Below are 15,115 nucleotides of genomic sequence, written 5' to 3' on the forward strand. Positions count from 1 at the left end.
GTTCGGCGGCTGCTACGGACTTGATTAGCCCGCCAGCACCCGCGCCAACGTCGCTTTTACCTTGCCCATACCCTCATGCAGCGCCTGCTCGATTTCGGCCATGGTGATAATCGCTGTCGACTTGCCCGCTGCCGGGTTGACCACCAGCGCCAGGCACGCGTAATCCAGTTCCAGCTCGCGGGCCAGTGCCGCTTCCGGCATGCCGGTCATGCCCACGATGTCGCAACCGTCACGTTCAAGACGGGCGATTTCTGCCACGGTCTCAAGACGCGGGCCCTGAGTAGCGGCATAAACACCATGACTGCTGTAGGAGCAGCCCTCGGCCGCCAATGCGCCAATCAATTGCTCGCGCAACGATTCGGTGTAGGGATAGCTAAAGTCGATATGGGTCACCTGCTCCAGATCACCGGCAAAAAAAGTATGCTCGCGGCCACTGGTGTAGTCGATCAACTGATGAGGCACACAAAAATGCCCGGTGCCCATCGCCATATGAATCCCGCCCACGGCATTTACCGCGAGAATCGCTTCGGCCCCGGCCTGCTTCAGCGCCCACAGGTTGGCGCGGTAGTTGACCTGATGCGGAGGCACCCGGTGCGGATGGCCGTGACGGGCCAGGAACAACACTTCGCGGCCGCCAAACTCACCGATCTGGATATCTGCCGAGGTCGGCCCGTAGGGCGTGTCCAGCGCCAGCGCGCGGCTGATGGTCAACCCTTCCAGCTGGGTAAGGCCCGTACCGCCGATAATTGCGTAAACCGTCATTGAGGCAGATCCCTTAATCAATTAATTGAGCATCTTTGAGTGCGCCCATCGCCACCAGCCAGCGCGGGCTCTGGCGATAATCGGTACTGGCCCAGGCCTGGCCACGCATGCGCGCAATCCGTGGCGATGGCGTAACTTTCAAGCGCTGCGCAGCACTGAGTGCCAGCTCTGCCGCGGCGCGGTCGTTGCATACCAGGCCCATGTCGCAACCGGCCGACAAGGCGGCCTCGATACGACTGGCGGCATCACCCACCACATGAGCACCAGCCATCGACAGGTCGTCACTGAAAATAACACCATCAAATTGCAGTTCACCGCGCAGGATGTCCTGCAGCCAGCGCCGGGAAAAACCTGCGGGTTGGCTGTCGACTTGCGGATAGATCACATGGGCCGGCATGACCGCCGCCAGTTGCTTGCTCAAACGGGCAAACGGCACCAGGTCATGGGCACGGATCTGCTCCAGGCTGCGCTCATCCGTAGGGATGGCTACATGAGAGTCAGCTTCAGCCCACCCGTGCCCCGGAAAGTGCTTACCGGTGGCAGCCATGCCCGCGTCGTTCATCCCGCGAATGAATGCCCCGGCCAATACAGCGGCGCGCTCGGGGTCACCCTCGAACGAGCGGCTGCCGACCACAGCACTGCGCTGATAGTCCAGGTCCAGAACCGGGGCAAAGCTCAAGTCCAGCCCCACCGCCAGCACTTCAGTGGCCATGATCCAGCCACATTGCTCGGCCAGGTACTCGGCATTGGGGTTGTCGGCAATGGCGCGCATGGCAGGCAGGCGCACAAAGCCCTGACGCAGGCGCTGCACGCGGCCACCTTCCTGATCGACCGCCAGCAGCAGGTCCGGTCGTATGGCCCGAATAGAAGCACTCAACTCACGCACCTGGCGCGGGTGCTCGATATTGCGTGCAAAGATGATCAATCCGCCCACTTCAGGCTGGCGCAGCAATTGCCGGTCTTCAGCCGTCAGCCAGGTACCGGCGACGTCCACCATCAAGGAGCCTTGCAAGGCAGAACTCATGGGAAATCCTTTAGAAAGAGAGAGCGCTTGTTAACCGGTCCGGATACGCAGGCACGGGCCTGCGCACCGCACTCCAGAGAGGCGGCGGCGAATTGGCAGACGGGAACAAGACAGGGCTGGGCATGACAGCTAGCTTAGCGGATCAAAGCTGCCGCGCCCACCCGCAGCGGGTCAAACCTTGACGCTGACCGGTGCAGTTTTACTGCGAGGACGCATCTGCGCACTGGCCATGGCCGGATCGCTGACGCCGCTCTGGGCACGCATGCCGGCGGCGAGAAACGGCACCATCAGGCGCATCACCTGCTCGATCGAGGTGTTAACGCCAAAATCGGTCTCGGCAATGGCACGCAGCGCCTTGATCCCCGACATGCTGAAGGCCGCCGCGCCGAGCATGAAATGCACGCGCCAGAACAGCTCGATGGGCGGGATCTGCGGAGCCGCTTCATTGACCAGCAGCATATAGCGGCGGAACACCTTGCCGTACATGTCTTCAAGATAGCGGCGCAAGTGGCCCTGGCTCTGGCTGAAGGCCAGACCCAGCAAACGCATGAAGATCGACAGGTCGTTGCCACTGCGTGGCTGAATCACCAGCGCCTGCTCGACCAGCATCTCCAGCAACTCCTCAAGAGTCGGGCGATTCTCCGGCTTGCCCTGACGGCGCTCCAGCTCACGGTCCAGGTTGGCGCAGAAAGGCCCCAGGAAGCGTGAGAACACCGCCTGGATCAGCGCTTTCTTTGAACCAAAATGGTAATTGACCGCCGCCAGATTGACCCCGGCCTTGCTGGTAATCAGCCGCAATGAAGTTTCAGCAAACCCTTTTTCCGCGAACAGCTGCTCGGCAGCATCAAGGATACGTTCAACGGTTTCCGACTGGGCCATGACTACTCCGCCTGACAAACATTTAAACACTTGTTTGAAACATACGTTTCAGCCAGTCAAAAGTCAAGATGACCTATTCGTTTTGCGACCGGTCGGTTTCGCATTTAACCACAGCCTCGGCCAGCCCGGCCCCAACTGATAAGGTACGGACCACAGCGCTTATCGACGACCGTCCAGCGGACTGCCGGAAATGGATGATTGCCAATACGCCTTCACTGTATATAATCCCAGTCACTGTATAAAAAGACAGAGCGATCATCATGTTAAAACTGACGCCACGCCAAGCTGAGATCCTGGCTTTCATCAAGCGATGCCTGGATGACAACGGATACCCGCCCACCCGTGCCGAGATCGCACAGGAACTGGGCTTCAAGTCACCCAACGCTGCCGAAGAGCACCTCAAGGCCCTGGCCCGCAAGGGTGCCATCGAGATGACCCCTGGCGCTTCACGAGGCATTCGCATTCCCGGCTTCGAAGCCAAGGCTGACGAATCCACCCTGCCCATTATCGGCCGGGTTGCTGCCGGTGCGCCGATCCTGGCGCAGGAACACGTTGAAGAGTCCTGCAACATCAACCCGACCTTCTTCCATCCGCGAGCTGATTACTTGCTGCGCGTACAGGGCATGAGCATGAAGGACGTCGGCATCTTCGATGGCGACCTGCTGGCTGTGCATACCTGCCGCGAAGCGCGCAACGGCCAGATCGTGGTAGCCCGCATCGACGACGAAGTGACCGTAAAACGCTTCAAGCGTGAAGGCAGCAAAGTCTGGCTTATCGCTGAAAATCCGGATTTTGCCCCTATTGAAGTCAATCTCAAGGAGCAGGAACTGGTTATTGAAGGCCTGAGCGTCGGCGTTATTCGCCGCTAATAGGAGGCGTCATGCAGTTCCCCCACACACCGCTGCCCGCACAACTGACCCTGTTCGAGGCGTTCATGGCACAGCCCATGGCCCCTGCGATCAAGGACGTGCTCGAATCACCCTGGAGCGCCGAACCTGAAGTCTTCAGTGAGCTGTCGCTACGCGGTGCTGCCGGAAACTGCCTGAACCTGCTTGCCCCCATGCTGCGCGAACTGAGCGAGCAGCAAAACGCCCGCTGGTTGACCCTTATCGCACCACCGGCCAGCCTGACCCAAAGCTGGCTGCGCGATGCAGGGCTGAACCGCGAGCGAATTTTGCTGCTGCAGCCCAATGGCAATAAAAGCGCGTTGCAGCTCACCTGCGAAGCGCTACGCCTGGGCCGCAGCCACACCGTTGTCAGCTGGATCAACCCGCTGAACAGCGCTGCACGCCAACAGTTGATCAGCGCAGCCCGCACCGGTCACGGGCAAAGCCTGAATATTCGCCTGGGCTAAACAAGCAACGCTGCCACAGGGCCAGTGCAGAATGCACTTGCCTGGCTGCGGCACAGGGTTGCGGGGCGATTAATGAAGAATGCGCGGCCCGTCGTCTTTTTCCAGCTCGCCTTCTGCCAGCCGACCCGCCATTTGCACGCCGACGCTGAGCATGGCCTTGGCCACCTCTACGTGCTGACCCTGAAGAAAAGCCTTGGCATCTTCAGAAAAATTCAGCGTGACCAAAGACCCTTCGTCCTCAGCACGGCGCAACTCGATGCGGCCGTCTGGCAACTCGACAATTTCTAGAAAGGACGTTGGCATATAAATTTGTTCTCCACGAAAGCGTGGGAGTATATCAGCCATCCTATGGGAAATTCCCAGGATCTGTGCGCTTTGTACTACAGACTGATGAATGACTGTACCGTTTCGCTTATGACCCTCAGCACTCATTGAGTCCATCACGGAACCGAATGGCCAGCGCCTTGAGATTCTGGCGCCACTCTTCCATGGTTTCGCGGCTTAGCTCATGTGGCGCCTCGTCCTCCAGGCTGACCGTATCGATCAAAGGCTGGAATACATCTGCCTTGACCTTTTTCGGCGCCTGCAGCGGCTGATACAGCGCTGCATGGGTGGCCATCAGCTGCGCCAGCCAGGTTTGCGGCGCGCAAGCCAGCTCGACCAGCTCTGCCAGTTCAGGGATGGCTTTCTCGTCCAGCACCTGCCGGGTGAGCAACAACTCAACCCGTGGTGCGCTGGCTTGTGACAGGCGATAAAAGACTGCAATTTCATGACACAGGCCTAGCAAGGCACCATATAAATGGAATACCGCCGCCTCGCGCTCGGCCTGAACCAGCGCCTGGGCATTCATGGCCCGACCTTCGCTCGCCTTGTTCATGGCCTCCAGGGCCAGACCGGCGAAATAGATCTTCTGATTGGTGCGGGTATAGAGTTCGTGAGCCATGCGGGCGCTCCACAGCGGATGGGTAAAGGCAGGTCGTGCAGTCTCAGGGATCAGGGCGTGCTGGCGCAAGGCCCACGCTCCCTAACGTCACGTGTGGGAGCGGGCTTGCTCGCGATGCAGGCGCTGAGGTGTTCCAGTCATACCGTGTCGATGCCATCGCGAGCAAGCCCGCTCCCACAAAAAGTGCTCCAGCGGCGACAACCACGCCCGGAACCGGCAAAAAAAAACCGCGCAAGGCATGCAGCCCTTGCGCGGTTTTTTATTCAGCTATCAGCTCGGATCAGGCGTCTTTGTCTTTACGCTTGTCTTCAACCTTCCAGCTCTTGCCATCGTAGAACGCACGCCAGCCAGTCGGCTTGCCATCCACTTCGGTCTGTACGTACTGCTCTTTGGTTTTGCGACTGTAGCGAATCACCGCCGGGCGACCATCCGGGTCTTTCTTCGGTGCTTCACACAGGAAATGGTACTTGGGATCGATCTCGTCCTTGTGCGGAATGATTTCAATCACCAGCGGCGCTCGGGTCTCGCGGTTCTTGGGGAACTGGCTGGCCGCCAGGAACAACCCCGAAGCGCCGTCACGCAGGATATACGTGTCGTTGACCTTCTCGCACTTGAGCTCCGGCATCTTCACCGGATCCATTTTCGGCGGCGCCGCTTCACCGCTTTTCAGCAGTTTGCGGGTGTTTTTGCATTCGGCATTGGTACAGCCGAAGAACTTGCCGAAACGACCGGTTTTGAGCTGCATCTCGCTGCCGCACTTGTCGCATTCAAGGCTCGGCCCTTCGTAGCCCTTGATCCGGTAGTTGCCTTCCTCGATCTCGTAGCCAACGCAATCCGGGTTGTTACCGCAGATATGCAGTTTGTGCTTCTCGTCCAGCAGGTAAGCGTCCATGGCCGTGCTGCAAATCGGGCAACGGTGCTTGCCCAGCAGTACCAGCGACTCGGATTCACCTTCGTCGTCGGCGGCAATTTCATCGCCCGGCACCAGGTTGACCGTGGCCTTGCAGCGTTCTTTCGGCGGCAGACTGTAGCCCGAGCAACCCAGGAATACGCCGGTCGATGCCGTACGAATCTGCATCGGACGACCACATTCCTTGCACGGAATATCTGTCATGACTGGCTGGTTGGCGCGCATACCACCTTCCGGCGCAGCAGCAACTTCAAGCTTCTTCTTGAAGTCGCCGTAGAACTCGTCCAGGACGTTTTTCCAGTCGCGCTCACCTTGCGCAACGTCATCGAGGTTCTCTTCCATGCCGGCGGTAAAACCGTAGTCCATCAGGTCGGAGAAGCTTTCAGACAGGCGCTCGGTAACGATATCGCCCATTTTTTCGGAGTAGAAACGGCGGTTGTGCAACGCCACGTACCCCCGATCCTGAATGGTCGAGATGATCGCTGCATAGGTCGAAGGACGACCGATGCCACGCTTTTCCATCTCTTTTACCAGGCTGGCCTCGGAGTAACGCGCAGGTGGCTTGGTGAAGTGCTGGCTCGGATCAAGCTCGATCAACTTGAGCTTATCGCCCTGGGCCATGTCCGGCAGCACATCGTCGTCGCCCGGCTTGGCAATTTGCGGCATCACACGGGTGTAACCGTCGAATTTGAGGATGCGACCTTTAGCACGCAGCTCAAAATCACCGGCCGCCACAGTGACGGTGGTCGACAGGTATTTGGCCGGCAGCATCTGGCATGCCACGAATTGGCGCCAGATCAGCTCGTAAAGGCGCTCAGCGTCGCGCTCCATGCCCGTCAGCTTGCTCGGGTGCATGTTGACGTCGGAAGGACGAATCGCTTCGTGAGCCTCCTGTGCGCCTTCCTTGCTGCTGTACACGTTGGCTGCCGGCGGCAGGTAGTCCGCGCCGAACTCGCCTTCAATGTAGGTGCGTGCCATTTCGACCGCATCGGCCGACAGGTTGGTGGAGTCGGTACGCATGTACGTGATGTAGCCCGCTTCATACAAGCGCTGGGCCATCATCATGGTTTTCTTCACCCCGTAGCCCAGGCGATTGCTCGCTGCCTGCTGCAGGGTGGACGTGATAAACGGCGCCGACGGCTTGCTGCTGGTCGGTTTGTCTTCACGCTTGACGATGCTGTAGCTGGAAGCCTTGAGCTTCTCCAGGGCAGCCATGGCCTGGGTTTCGTTCAGCGGCTTGAACGCCTCGCCTTTTTCGCGGGCAACGTCGAAGCGCACCTTGGCACCCTTGGCGGTGCCAAGGTCGGCGTGAATTTCCCAGTATTCTTCGGGGTTGAACGCACGAATTTCGCGCTCACGCTCCACCACCAGCTTCACCGCCACCGATTGCACACGGCCTGCCGACAGGCCACGGGCAACCTTGGCCCACAGCAGCGGCGAAACCATGTAACCCACTACACGGTCGAGAAAACGGCGTGCCTGCTGAGCGTTGACCCGGTTGATATCCAGTTCACCCGGCTTGGAAAAAGCTTCCTGAATCGCCTTTTTGGTGATTTCGTTGAACACCACGCGCTTGTAGCGGCTGTCATCACCCCCGATGGCTTCGCGCAGGTGCCAGGCAATGGCTTCCCCCTCGCGATCCAAGTCGGTTGCGAGATAGATGGTGTCAGCATCCTTGGCGAGCCGGCGCAGCTCTTCGATGACCTTTTCCTTGCCCGGGAGGATCTCGTACTTGGCTTTCCAGCCATGTTCCGGATCGACGCCCATGCGCGAGATCAGCTGCTTTTGAGCTTTCTCTTTTGGCGACAGGGCCGGCGCCTCGCCGGCCGCAGCCTTACCACGCTTGGCAGCAGGTTCTTTGCTGGCGCTAGCCGAACCGCTGGTGGGCAGGTCTCGGATATGGCCGATACTCGACTTCACCACGTACTCGTTACCCAAGTACTTGTTGATGGTCTTGGCCTTAGCCGGGGATTCCACAATGACCAGCGATTTGCCCATGGATCAGAAAATTCCTGAATTCTAGAAGTGAAAGGCGGTTCGCGCCTGACGCGGCACCGCTATATATAGTGGCTACAAGGTGAGGTCAAGCACAGGGTTCTGCGCGACCATGCCTTATGGCCGGGAAAAAACGCTGGGTTCGGCCTGAATCAGGGCAAAGCGCGGGACCTGTTCGCCCTCGACAATGACTGACTCCAGGAACATGCTCAGCGGGCGCACCCAAAAGCCGTAATCGCCATACAGGGCTTGGTAGAACACTACATCCTCTTCGGTTTCGGAGTGGCGAGCCACACTGAATACCCGATATTGAGGGCCTTTGTAATGTTGATAGAGCCCGGGTTGTAGCGGCATGTTGCGGCCCCTCTGCAAAATAAAAAAATAAAAACGCTTAAAAACAAAAACCGGGGCACAAGGCCCCGGCTTCCATCATCGCAACGCTTAGACGCGTTCGAAGACGGTGGAAATGCCCTGGCCAAGACCAATGCACATGGTGGACAACCCGAAGGTGCCGCCATTTTGCTTCATTACATTGAGCAAAGTGCCAGAGATACGAGCGCCCGAACATCCAAACGGGTGACCCAGAGCGATGGCACCGCCGTGCAGGTTAACCTTCTCATTCATCTTGTCGAGCACTTTCAAATCTTTCAGCACTGGCAGGGCCTGTGCAGCGAAAGCTTCGTTAAGCTCGATGAAGTCGATATCAGCCATATTCAAGCCCGCACGCTTCAACGCTTTTTGCGTAGCCGGTACTGGACCATAGCCCATGATCGCAGGATCCACACCGGCAACGGCCATGGAGCGGATAACGGCCAAAGGCTCCAGGCCCAGGTCTTTTGCACGCTGAGCCGACATCACGATCATGCACGAAGCACCATCGGTGATCTGCGACGACGTGCCCGCAGTCACTGTACCGCCTTTAGGGTTGAAAGCAGGTTTCAACGCCGCCAGGCTTTCCAGGGTGGTATCTGGACGAATAGTTTCATCGTAGTCGAAAATCTTCAGGAAGCCGTTTTCGTCATATCCCTGCATCGGGATGATTTCGTCTTTGAACTTGCCTTCAATCGTCGCCTTGTGCGCCAACTGGTGCGAGCGCACTGCAAATGCGTCCTGCTGTTCGCGGGTGATGCCGTGCATCTTGCCCAGCATTTCAGCGGTCAAACCCATCATGCCCGAGGCTTTCGCCGCGTACAGCGACATGTGCGGGTTAGGGTCAACGCCGTGCATCATGCTCACGTGGCCCATATGCTCGACGCCGCCAACCACGAAAACGTCACCGTTGCCGGTCATGATCGCTTGCGCAGCCGTGTGCAGGGCACTCATGGACGAGCCGCACAGGCGGCTTACGGTCTGTGCAGCGCTGGTGTGCGGGATCTGGGTCATCAGCGACGCCATGCGCGCGATGTTCCAGCCCTGCTCCAGGGTCTGGTTCACACAGCCCCAGATCACGTCTTCCACTTCGCTCGGGTCAACCTTGTTGTTGCGCTCCAGCACTTTGCTGATCAAGTGCGCAGACATGTCTTCAGCACGGGTGTTGCGGTGCATGCCACCCTTGGAGCGGCCCATCGGGGTGCGACCGAAGTCTACAATCACCACGTCTCTAGGATTCAAGCTCATAATTTCACTCTCACTCTAATGGGGCGCTTAACCGAAGAAGCTCTGGCCGTTCTTGGCCATCTCACGCAGCTTCGCAGTCGGGTGGTACAGCGCGCCCAGTTCAGCGTACTGATCGGCCAGGGCCACGAACTCTGCAACACCGATCGAATCGATGTAGCGCAGTGCGCCGCCACGGAACAGCGGGAAGCCAATACCGTAGACCAGACCCATATCGGCCTCGGCTGCGGTTTCAACGATGCCGTCTTCCAGGCAGCGTACGGTTTCCAGACACAACGGAATCATCATCCAGTTGATGATGTCCTCGTCGGTCACGTCGCGCTGCTCGTAAACAATTGGCTTGAGCACTTCAAGTACGCTGGAATCAACGACTTTCTTCTGCTTGCCCTTTTTGTCAGCCTCGTAGGCATAGAAGCCTTTGCCGTTTTTCTGACCCAGGCGCTTGGCCTCGTACAGAGCGTCGATCGCCGAGCGGCGGTCGTCTTTCATGCGATCCGGGAAGCCTTCAGCCATCACGTCGCGACCGTGGTGGCCGGTGTCGATGCCGACCACGTCCATCAGGTACGCCGGGCCCATTGGCCAGCCGAATTTTTCCATTACTTTGTCGATGCGCACAAAGTCGACACCGGCACTGACCAGACGGGCAAAACCGCCGAAGTACGGGAACAATACGCGGTTGACCAAAAAGCCCGGGCAGTCGTTGACCACGATCGGGTTCTTGCCCATTTTCTTGGCGTAGGCAACGGTGGTGGCAACAGCCAGGTCGCTGGACTTCTCGCCACGAATCACTTCAACCAGCGGCATCATGTGCACCGGGTTGAAGAAGTGCATGCCGACGAAATTTTCCGGACGCTTGAGGGCCTTGGCCAGCAGGCTGATGGAAATGGTCGAAGTGTTGGAAGCCAGGATGGCGTCTTCGCGAACATGGTTTTCCACTTCCGCCAGTACCGCTTGCTTGACCTTCGGGTTCTCGACTACCGCTTCGACCACCAGGTCGACGTTGCCGAAATCGCCGTAGGACAGAGTAGGACGAATACCGTTCAGTACTTCGGCCATTTTCGCCGGAGTCATGCGACCTTTATCAACGCGACCCACCAGCAACTTGGCGGCTTCAGCCAGCCCTTGCTCGATGCCGTGTTCGTTGATGTCCTTCATCAGGATCGGCGTGCCTTTGGAGGCCGACTGATAGGCAATACCGCCACCCATGATGCCTGCACCCAGAACGGCGGCCTGCTTCACGTCTTTGGCGATTTTGTCGTAGATCTTGGCTTTTTTCTTCAGTTCCTGATCGTTCAGGAACAGGCCGATCAGACAGTTTGAAGCGGAGGTCTTGGCCAGTTTGGCAAAACCTGCAGCTTCCACTTCCAGCGCCTTGTCACGACCGAAGTTCGCGGCTTTCTGGATGGTCTTGATCGCTTCAACCGGGGCCGGGTAGTTCGGGCCGGCCTGGCCAGCCACGAAACCTTTGGCGGTTTCGAACGCCATCATTTGTTCGATTGCGTTGAGCTTGAGCTTTTCCAGCTTCGGCTGACGCTTGGCCTTGTAGTCCAGCTCACCACTGATGGCGCGCTTGATCAGGTCCAGGGCAGCTGCGCCCAGCTTGTCAGCGGTGACCACAGCATCAACGGCACCTACTTTCAAAGCGTCTTCTGCGCGGTTTTCCTTGCCGGAGGCAATCCATTCAACCGCGTTATCAACGCCGATCAGGCGTGGCAGACGCACGGTGCCGCCAAAGCCCGGGTAGATACCCAGCTTGACTTCCGGCAGGCCGATCTTGGCGCTGTCAGCCATGATCCGGAAGTCGGCTGCCAGGCACATTTCCAGACCGCCGCCCAACGCGATGCCATTGATGGCAGCGACGGTAGGTACGTTGAGGTCTTCGAAATCGCTGAAGATTCTGTTGGCTTCCAGGTTGCCGGCAATCAGCTCGGCATCCGGCAATTTGAAGTTTTCAACGAATTCGGTGATGTCGGCGCCGACGATAAACACGTCTTTACCGCTGGAAACGATGACACCCTTGACCGAAGCATCTGCCTTGATCGCATCTACTGCCTGACGCAATTCGTTCAGGGTTAGACGGTTGAACTTGTTGACGGACTCACCCTTGAGGTCGAACTTGAGTTCGACGATGCCACTTTCAAGAGCCGTAACCGTGATGGCTTTACCTTCGTAAATCATCAACTGATCTCCAGGATATGGAAGCTGAACAGTACACGTCAGAAGCTAGCGTCTGGCTGTCACTGACCTTTGCGTCAATGCTGTTGCCAATCCGCCAGGCACACCCGCCAACGCGATAATCGGGATTGAACAAGCATCGTCTGACACGACAAACACTCAATTCATACGCCCGTTTGATTTGGGTGTCGACACCTTCACGGAAAAGCGATCGATTGTCAATTGTCCAAAACAATGATGACAAAACGACCCGGCAGTCAGTTTAGACACCTGCGCTATGAGCGCCCGAAACCATTGCGGCGCCTTGCAGGTGAAAAGTGTGGGAGCGGGCTTGCTCGGGATTCAGACGCCGCGGTTTGTCTGCCACACCCTGCCGATTCCATCGCGGGCAAGCCCGCCCCCACAAGGGTCATGCCAGCGCCTTGAGCACCTCGTCAATGGCCTTGAGCACCTGGGCCTCGCCCTTCTCGCCCCAGACCAGCACAATCATTTGTTTATCGGCCTCAACCTTGTAGACATTGGCTGGCAGCTTGCGAAACTGCGCCAGCAGGCGCTCGTCCTCGCATTCTTCCTGCCAGCGATTGAGCCATTTTCCCGGTGCCGATTGCCAATAGCACCAAACATCAGGTTTAGTACTGCGGCGCGGACGGTGGTACTGCGCGCAGGAACCGGGCGGTTGCGGCTCAAGCCAGTGCGGCCACTCCTGAGGCGCCAGCTGCATGGACAACCCCATGCGCCGCGCCTCCATGCGCAGGTCCATCCGACCACTTTGCCCCCGGGACGGGCGCAACCACGCCAGGGGACTCAGAACCAGTGCCAGGATTGACACCACTATCCATACCGTCATATCTGTACTCTCACTGCTTGATAAACGCATGACCCAGACTTGAACCAAGGCTCTGGAAAAGGGCCATACTCATAATTAATCGCCATCTACAGGAGCACCCCACATGCCCTACGAACATATCCTGGTCGCCGTCGACCTGACCGACGAATGTGACCCCGTGATCAACCGCGCCAGTGAAAGCGCCAAGGCCAACGGCGCCAAATTGTCACTGATCCATATCGTCGAACCGATGGCGATGGCGTTCGGCGGCGATGTGCCAATGGATCTCTCGCAATTGCAGCAGCAACAGTTCGACCAGGCCAAGGAACGCCTTGAACGCCTGATCGCCAAATACCCGCAGCTGCACAAGGACTACTGCCACCTGAACTACGGCCAGCCGCGCCAGGAAATCCATGCCCTGGCCAAAGCGCAAAACTGCGACCTGATCGTGGTTGGCAGCCACGGCCGCCACGGCCTCGCCCTGCTGCTGGGCTCGACCGCCAACGACGTACTGCATGGTGCACCGTGCGACGTGCTGGCGGTCAGCCTGAAAAAACCTGACTGAGTTTATCTGCAGCAACCACAAAAAAGCCCGGCCCCTTATAAAAGGGCCGGGCTTTTTCAGTTCAGCACGGGGTCAATCAGGCATCCAGCTCGGCCCAGCGCTCGACCAGCTGCTCAAGCTCGGCTTGCAATGTTTCAAGCTTGGCAATCACTTCCGCGGTTTTGGCCGCAGGCAGTTGATAGAAACCAGCGTCAGCCATTTCTGCTTCAACCGCAGCAATGGCCTGTTCCTTGGCGTCGATATCGGCCGGCAGGGCTTCCAGCTCACGCTGCAGCTTGTAGCTGAGTTTCTTTTTCGCCGCAGGAGCAGGCTGAGCGGCCACAGGTGCCGGTGCAGCCTCGACCACGGCCGAGTTGAGGTCGGCTTTGCCCGACTTGCTCTCGGTCACGCCCAGCAGGCGCGGTGAACCGCCCTGGCGCAGCCAGTCCTGATAACCGCCCACGTACTCGCGAACCTTGCCTTCGCCCTGGAAAACCAGGGTGCTGGTCACCACGTTATCGAGGAATGCCCGATCGTGACTGACCATCAGCACTGTGCCCTTGAAGGTCAGCAGTACCTCTTCAAGCAGCTCCAGGGTTTCAACGTCGAGGTCGTTGGTCGGCTCATCGAGCACCAGCAGGTTGGCCGGCTTGCTGAACAGCTTGGCCAGCAACAGACGCGCACGCTCACCACCCGACAGCGCCTTGACCGGCGTGCGGGCACGCTGAGGGCTGAACAGGAAGTCACCCAGGTAGCTGAGCACGTGACGGCTCTGGCCGTCGATATCGATAAAGTCGCGGCCTTCGGCCACGTTGTCGATCACGGTTTTTTCCAGATCCAGCTGATGGCGCAGCTGATCGAAGTAAGCCACGTCGATACGCGTGCCCTCTTCAACCGTACCTTCAGTTGGCACCAGACCGCCCAGCATCAGCTTGAGCAGCGTGGTTTTACCGGTACCGTTGGCACCCAGCAGACCGATACGGTCGCCGCGCTGCAGCACCATCGAGAAGTCCTTGAGCAGGAACGGACCACCCGGGTGAGCAAAGCTGACGTTTTCCAGCACCATCACTTGCTTGCCGGACTTGTCTGCCGTGTCCAGCTGGATATTCGCCTTGCCGGTACGCTCGCGACGTTCGCTGCGCTCTACGCGCAGTTCTTTCAGGGCGCGCACGCGGCCTTCGTTACGGGTGCGGCGGGCCTTGATGCCCTGGCGGATCCAGACTTCTTCCTGAGCCAGACGCTTGTCGAACAGCGCATTGGCGGTTTCTTCCGCGGCCAGGGTAGCTTCCTTGTGCACCAGGAAACTGGCGTAGTCGCCATTCCAGTCGATCAGGCCGCCACGGTCCAGCTCCAGAATCCGGGTGGCCAGGTTCTGCAGGAATGAACGGTCATGGGTAATAAACAGAACCGCGCCCTGGAAGTCCTTGAGGGCCTCTTCCAGCCACGCGATTGCGCCGATATCCAGGTGGTTGGTCGGTTCGTCGAGCAGCAGCAGGTCCGGTTCGGAAACCAGAGCCTGTGCAAGCAGGACGCGACGACGCCAGCCGCCGGACAATTCGGCCAGGGTTTTGTCGGCGGGCAATTGCAGGCGGCTCAGGGTGCTGTCCACCAATTGCTGCAAGCGCCAGCCATCACGGGCTTCGAGGTCTTGCTGGACGTGCATCAGCTTGTCCAGGTCAGCATCGGTGACGATGTTCTGGCTCAAGTGATGGTACTGGGCCAGTAACTCGCCAACACCGTCCAGGCCTTCGGCCACAACGTCGAATACAGTCCGCTCGTCGGCAACCGGCAACTCTTGCGGCAATTCGCCAATCTTGAGGCCGGGCGCGCGCCAAACAGAGCCGTCATCGGGTTTTTGATCACCTTTAACCAGCTTCATCATGCTGGACTTGCCGGTACCGTTGCGGCCGATGATGCACACCCGCTCTCCACGGGCGATCTGCCAGGACACCTTGTCCAACAACGGCATAGAGCCGAAAGCAAGGGACACATCGCTGAATTTGAGCAGGGTCATGAGCTTCTCCAAAAACTGGGCGCGCATTCTACCTGATTTGAACCCCCGGGCGGCCGGGTATTTCTTGTACGGTGC

Annotated in this window: 14 protein-coding genes; 3 read left to right on the forward strand and 11 right to left on the reverse strand. The window is 58.6% G+C overall.

The window, feature by feature from the left end:
* Nucleotides 1-24: 24 nt before the first annotated feature.
* The 3 genes from QN377_RS05375 to QN377_RS05385 form a co-directional block, all read right to left on the reverse strand.
* Nucleotides 25-762, reverse strand: a complete 738-nt coding sequence (locus tag QN377_RS05375; RefSeq protein WP_095002206.1) for an S-methyl-5'-thioinosine phosphorylase — start codon at nt 760-762, stop codon at nt 25-27.
* Nucleotides 763-775: 13 nt separating this feature from the next.
* Nucleotides 776-1,774: a beta-N-acetylhexosaminidase gene (nagZ, locus tag QN377_RS05380; protein ID WP_169916728.1), complete on the reverse strand. Its 999-nt coding sequence runs from the start codon at nt 1,772-1,774 to the stop codon at nt 776-778.
* Nucleotides 1,775-1,957: 183 nt separating this feature from the next.
* Entirely contained in the window at nt 1,958-2,665 is a 708-nt protein-coding gene (locus QN377_RS05385) for a TetR/AcrR family transcriptional regulator (RefSeq protein ID WP_095002208.1), read from the reverse strand.
* Nucleotides 2,666-2,925: 260 nt separating this feature from the next.
* On the opposite strand from QN377_RS05385, the gene lexA reads away from it, so the two are divergent.
* Together lexA and sulA are read left to right on the forward strand one after the other, a co-directional pair.
* Nucleotides 2,926-3,534, forward strand: a complete 609-nt coding sequence (gene lexA / locus QN377_RS05390; protein ID WP_029611310.1) for a transcriptional repressor LexA — start codon at nt 2,926-2,928, stop codon at nt 3,532-3,534.
* An 11-nt stretch (nt 3,535-3,545) separates the two neighbouring features.
* The gene (gene sulA, locus QN377_RS05395) at nt 3,546-4,019 is read left to right on the forward strand and encodes an SOS-induced cell division inhibitor SulA (RefSeq protein WP_095002210.1); all 474 of its coding nucleotides are present in this window, start codon (nt 3,546-3,548) and stop codon (nt 4,017-4,019) included.
* A gap of 69 nt (nt 4,020-4,088) precedes the next feature.
* On the opposite strand, the gene QN377_RS05400 is transcribed toward sulA, so the two are convergent.
* The 7 genes from QN377_RS05400 to QN377_RS05430 form a co-directional block, all read right to left on the reverse strand.
* Nucleotides 4,089-4,322 carry a hypothetical protein gene (locus QN377_RS05400; RefSeq protein WP_003446620.1) on the reverse strand — a complete coding sequence of 78 codons (234 nt, stop codon included), beginning with the start codon at nt 4,320-4,322 and terminating at the stop codon, nt 4,089-4,091.
* Between the two features lie 118 nt (nt 4,323-4,440).
* Nucleotides 4,441-4,962 carry a DUF6586 family protein gene (locus tag QN377_RS05405; RefSeq protein WP_095019368.1) on the reverse strand — a complete coding sequence of 174 codons (522 nt, stop codon included), beginning with the start codon at nt 4,960-4,962 and terminating at the stop codon, nt 4,441-4,443.
* Nucleotides 4,963-5,242: 280 nt separating this feature from the next.
* Nucleotides 5,243-7,870 (reverse strand): type I DNA topoisomerase, encoded by a 2,628-nt coding sequence (gene topA, locus QN377_RS05410; protein ID WP_095019369.1) that lies wholly within the window; start codon nt 7,868-7,870, stop codon nt 5,243-5,245.
* 114 nt (nt 7,871-7,984) lie between these two features.
* Nucleotides 7,985-8,221 carry a DUF1653 domain-containing protein gene (locus QN377_RS05415; RefSeq protein WP_095002213.1) on the reverse strand — a complete coding sequence of 79 codons (237 nt, stop codon included), beginning with the start codon at nt 8,219-8,221 and terminating at the stop codon, nt 7,985-7,987.
* Nucleotides 8,222-8,308: 87 nt separating this feature from the next.
* Nucleotides 8,309-9,484 (reverse strand): acetyl-CoA C-acyltransferase FadA, encoded by a 1,176-nt coding sequence (fadA, locus tag QN377_RS05420; RefSeq protein WP_095002214.1) that lies wholly within the window; start codon nt 9,482-9,484, stop codon nt 8,309-8,311.
* A gap of 27 nt (nt 9,485-9,511) precedes the next feature.
* Nucleotides 9,512-11,659 carry a fatty acid oxidation complex subunit alpha FadB gene (gene fadB, locus QN377_RS05425; protein ID WP_322213279.1) on the reverse strand — a complete coding sequence of 716 codons (2,148 nt, stop codon included), beginning with the start codon at nt 11,657-11,659 and terminating at the stop codon, nt 9,512-9,514.
* 406 nt (nt 11,660-12,065) lie between these two features.
* Complete coding sequence (locus QN377_RS05430) at nt 12,066-12,503, reverse strand: hypothetical protein (RefSeq protein WP_088379313.1); 438 nt, start codon at nt 12,501-12,503, stop codon at nt 12,066-12,068.
* Between the two features lie 103 nt (nt 12,504-12,606).
* On the opposite strand from QN377_RS05430, the gene QN377_RS05435 reads away from it, so the two are divergent.
* Nucleotides 12,607-13,047 (forward strand): universal stress protein, encoded by a 441-nt coding sequence (locus tag QN377_RS05435; RefSeq protein ID WP_016780044.1) that lies wholly within the window; start codon nt 12,607-12,609, stop codon nt 13,045-13,047.
* A 76-nt stretch (nt 13,048-13,123) separates the two neighbouring features.
* Here the strand turns inward: QN377_RS05435 and QN377_RS05440 are convergent, their stop codons facing one another.
* Nucleotides 13,124-15,040, reverse strand: a complete 1,917-nt coding sequence (locus QN377_RS05440; protein WP_016780043.1) for an ATP-binding cassette domain-containing protein — start codon at nt 15,038-15,040, stop codon at nt 13,124-13,126.
* Nucleotides 15,041-15,115: the final 75 nt, after the last annotated feature.

This window comes from Pseudomonas sp. CCC4.1 (assembly GCF_035019225.1).
In the GTDB taxonomy this organism is placed as follows: domain Bacteria; phylum Pseudomonadota; class Gammaproteobacteria; order Pseudomonadales; family Pseudomonadaceae; genus Aquipseudomonas; species Aquipseudomonas bubulae.

Excerpts from the sequence above, each read along its gene's own strand:
- QN377_RS05435 (WP_016780044.1), top strand. The coding sequence starts at position 12,607 with ATGCCCTACGAACATATCCTGGTCGCCGTCGACCTGACCGACGAATGT.
- lexA (WP_029611310.1), top strand. The coding sequence starts at position 2,926 with ATGTTAAAACTGACGCCACGCCAAGCTGAGATCCTGGCTTTCATCAAG.
- QN377_RS05405 (WP_095019368.1), bottom strand. The coding sequence starts at position 4,962 with ATGGCTCACGAACTCTATACCCGCACCAATCAGAAGATCTATTTCGCC.
- fadB (WP_322213279.1), bottom strand. The coding sequence starts at position 11,659 with ATGATTTACGAAGGTAAAGCCATCACGGTTACGGCTCTTGAAAGTGGC.
- sulA (WP_095002210.1), top strand. The coding sequence starts at position 3,546 with ATGCAGTTCCCCCACACACCGCTGCCCGCACAACTGACCCTGTTCGAG.
- QN377_RS05415 (WP_095002213.1), bottom strand. The coding sequence starts at position 8,221 with ATGCCGCTACAACCCGGGCTCTATCAACATTACAAAGGCCCTCAATAT.
- QN377_RS05440 (WP_016780043.1), bottom strand. The coding sequence starts at position 15,040 with ATGACCCTGCTCAAATTCAGCGATGTGTCCCTTGCTTTCGGCTCTATG.
- topA (WP_095019369.1), bottom strand. The coding sequence starts at position 7,870 with ATGGGCAAATCGCTGGTCATTGTGGAATCCCCGGCTAAGGCCAAGACC.
- QN377_RS05375 (WP_095002206.1), bottom strand. The coding sequence starts at position 762 with ATGACGGTTTACGCAATTATCGGCGGTACGGGCCTTACCCAGCTGGAA.
- fadA (WP_095002214.1), bottom strand. The coding sequence starts at position 9,484 with ATGAGCTTGAATCCTAGAGACGTGGTGATTGTAGACTTCGGTCGCACC.
- QN377_RS05430 (WP_088379313.1), bottom strand. The coding sequence starts at position 12,503 with ATGACGGTATGGATAGTGGTGTCAATCCTGGCACTGGTTCTGAGTCCC.
- QN377_RS05385 (WP_095002208.1), bottom strand. The coding sequence starts at position 2,665 with ATGGCCCAGTCGGAAACCGTTGAACGTATCCTTGATGCTGCCGAGCAG.
- QN377_RS05400 (WP_003446620.1), bottom strand. The coding sequence starts at position 4,322 with ATGCCAACGTCCTTTCTAGAAATTGTCGAGTTGCCAGACGGCCGCATC.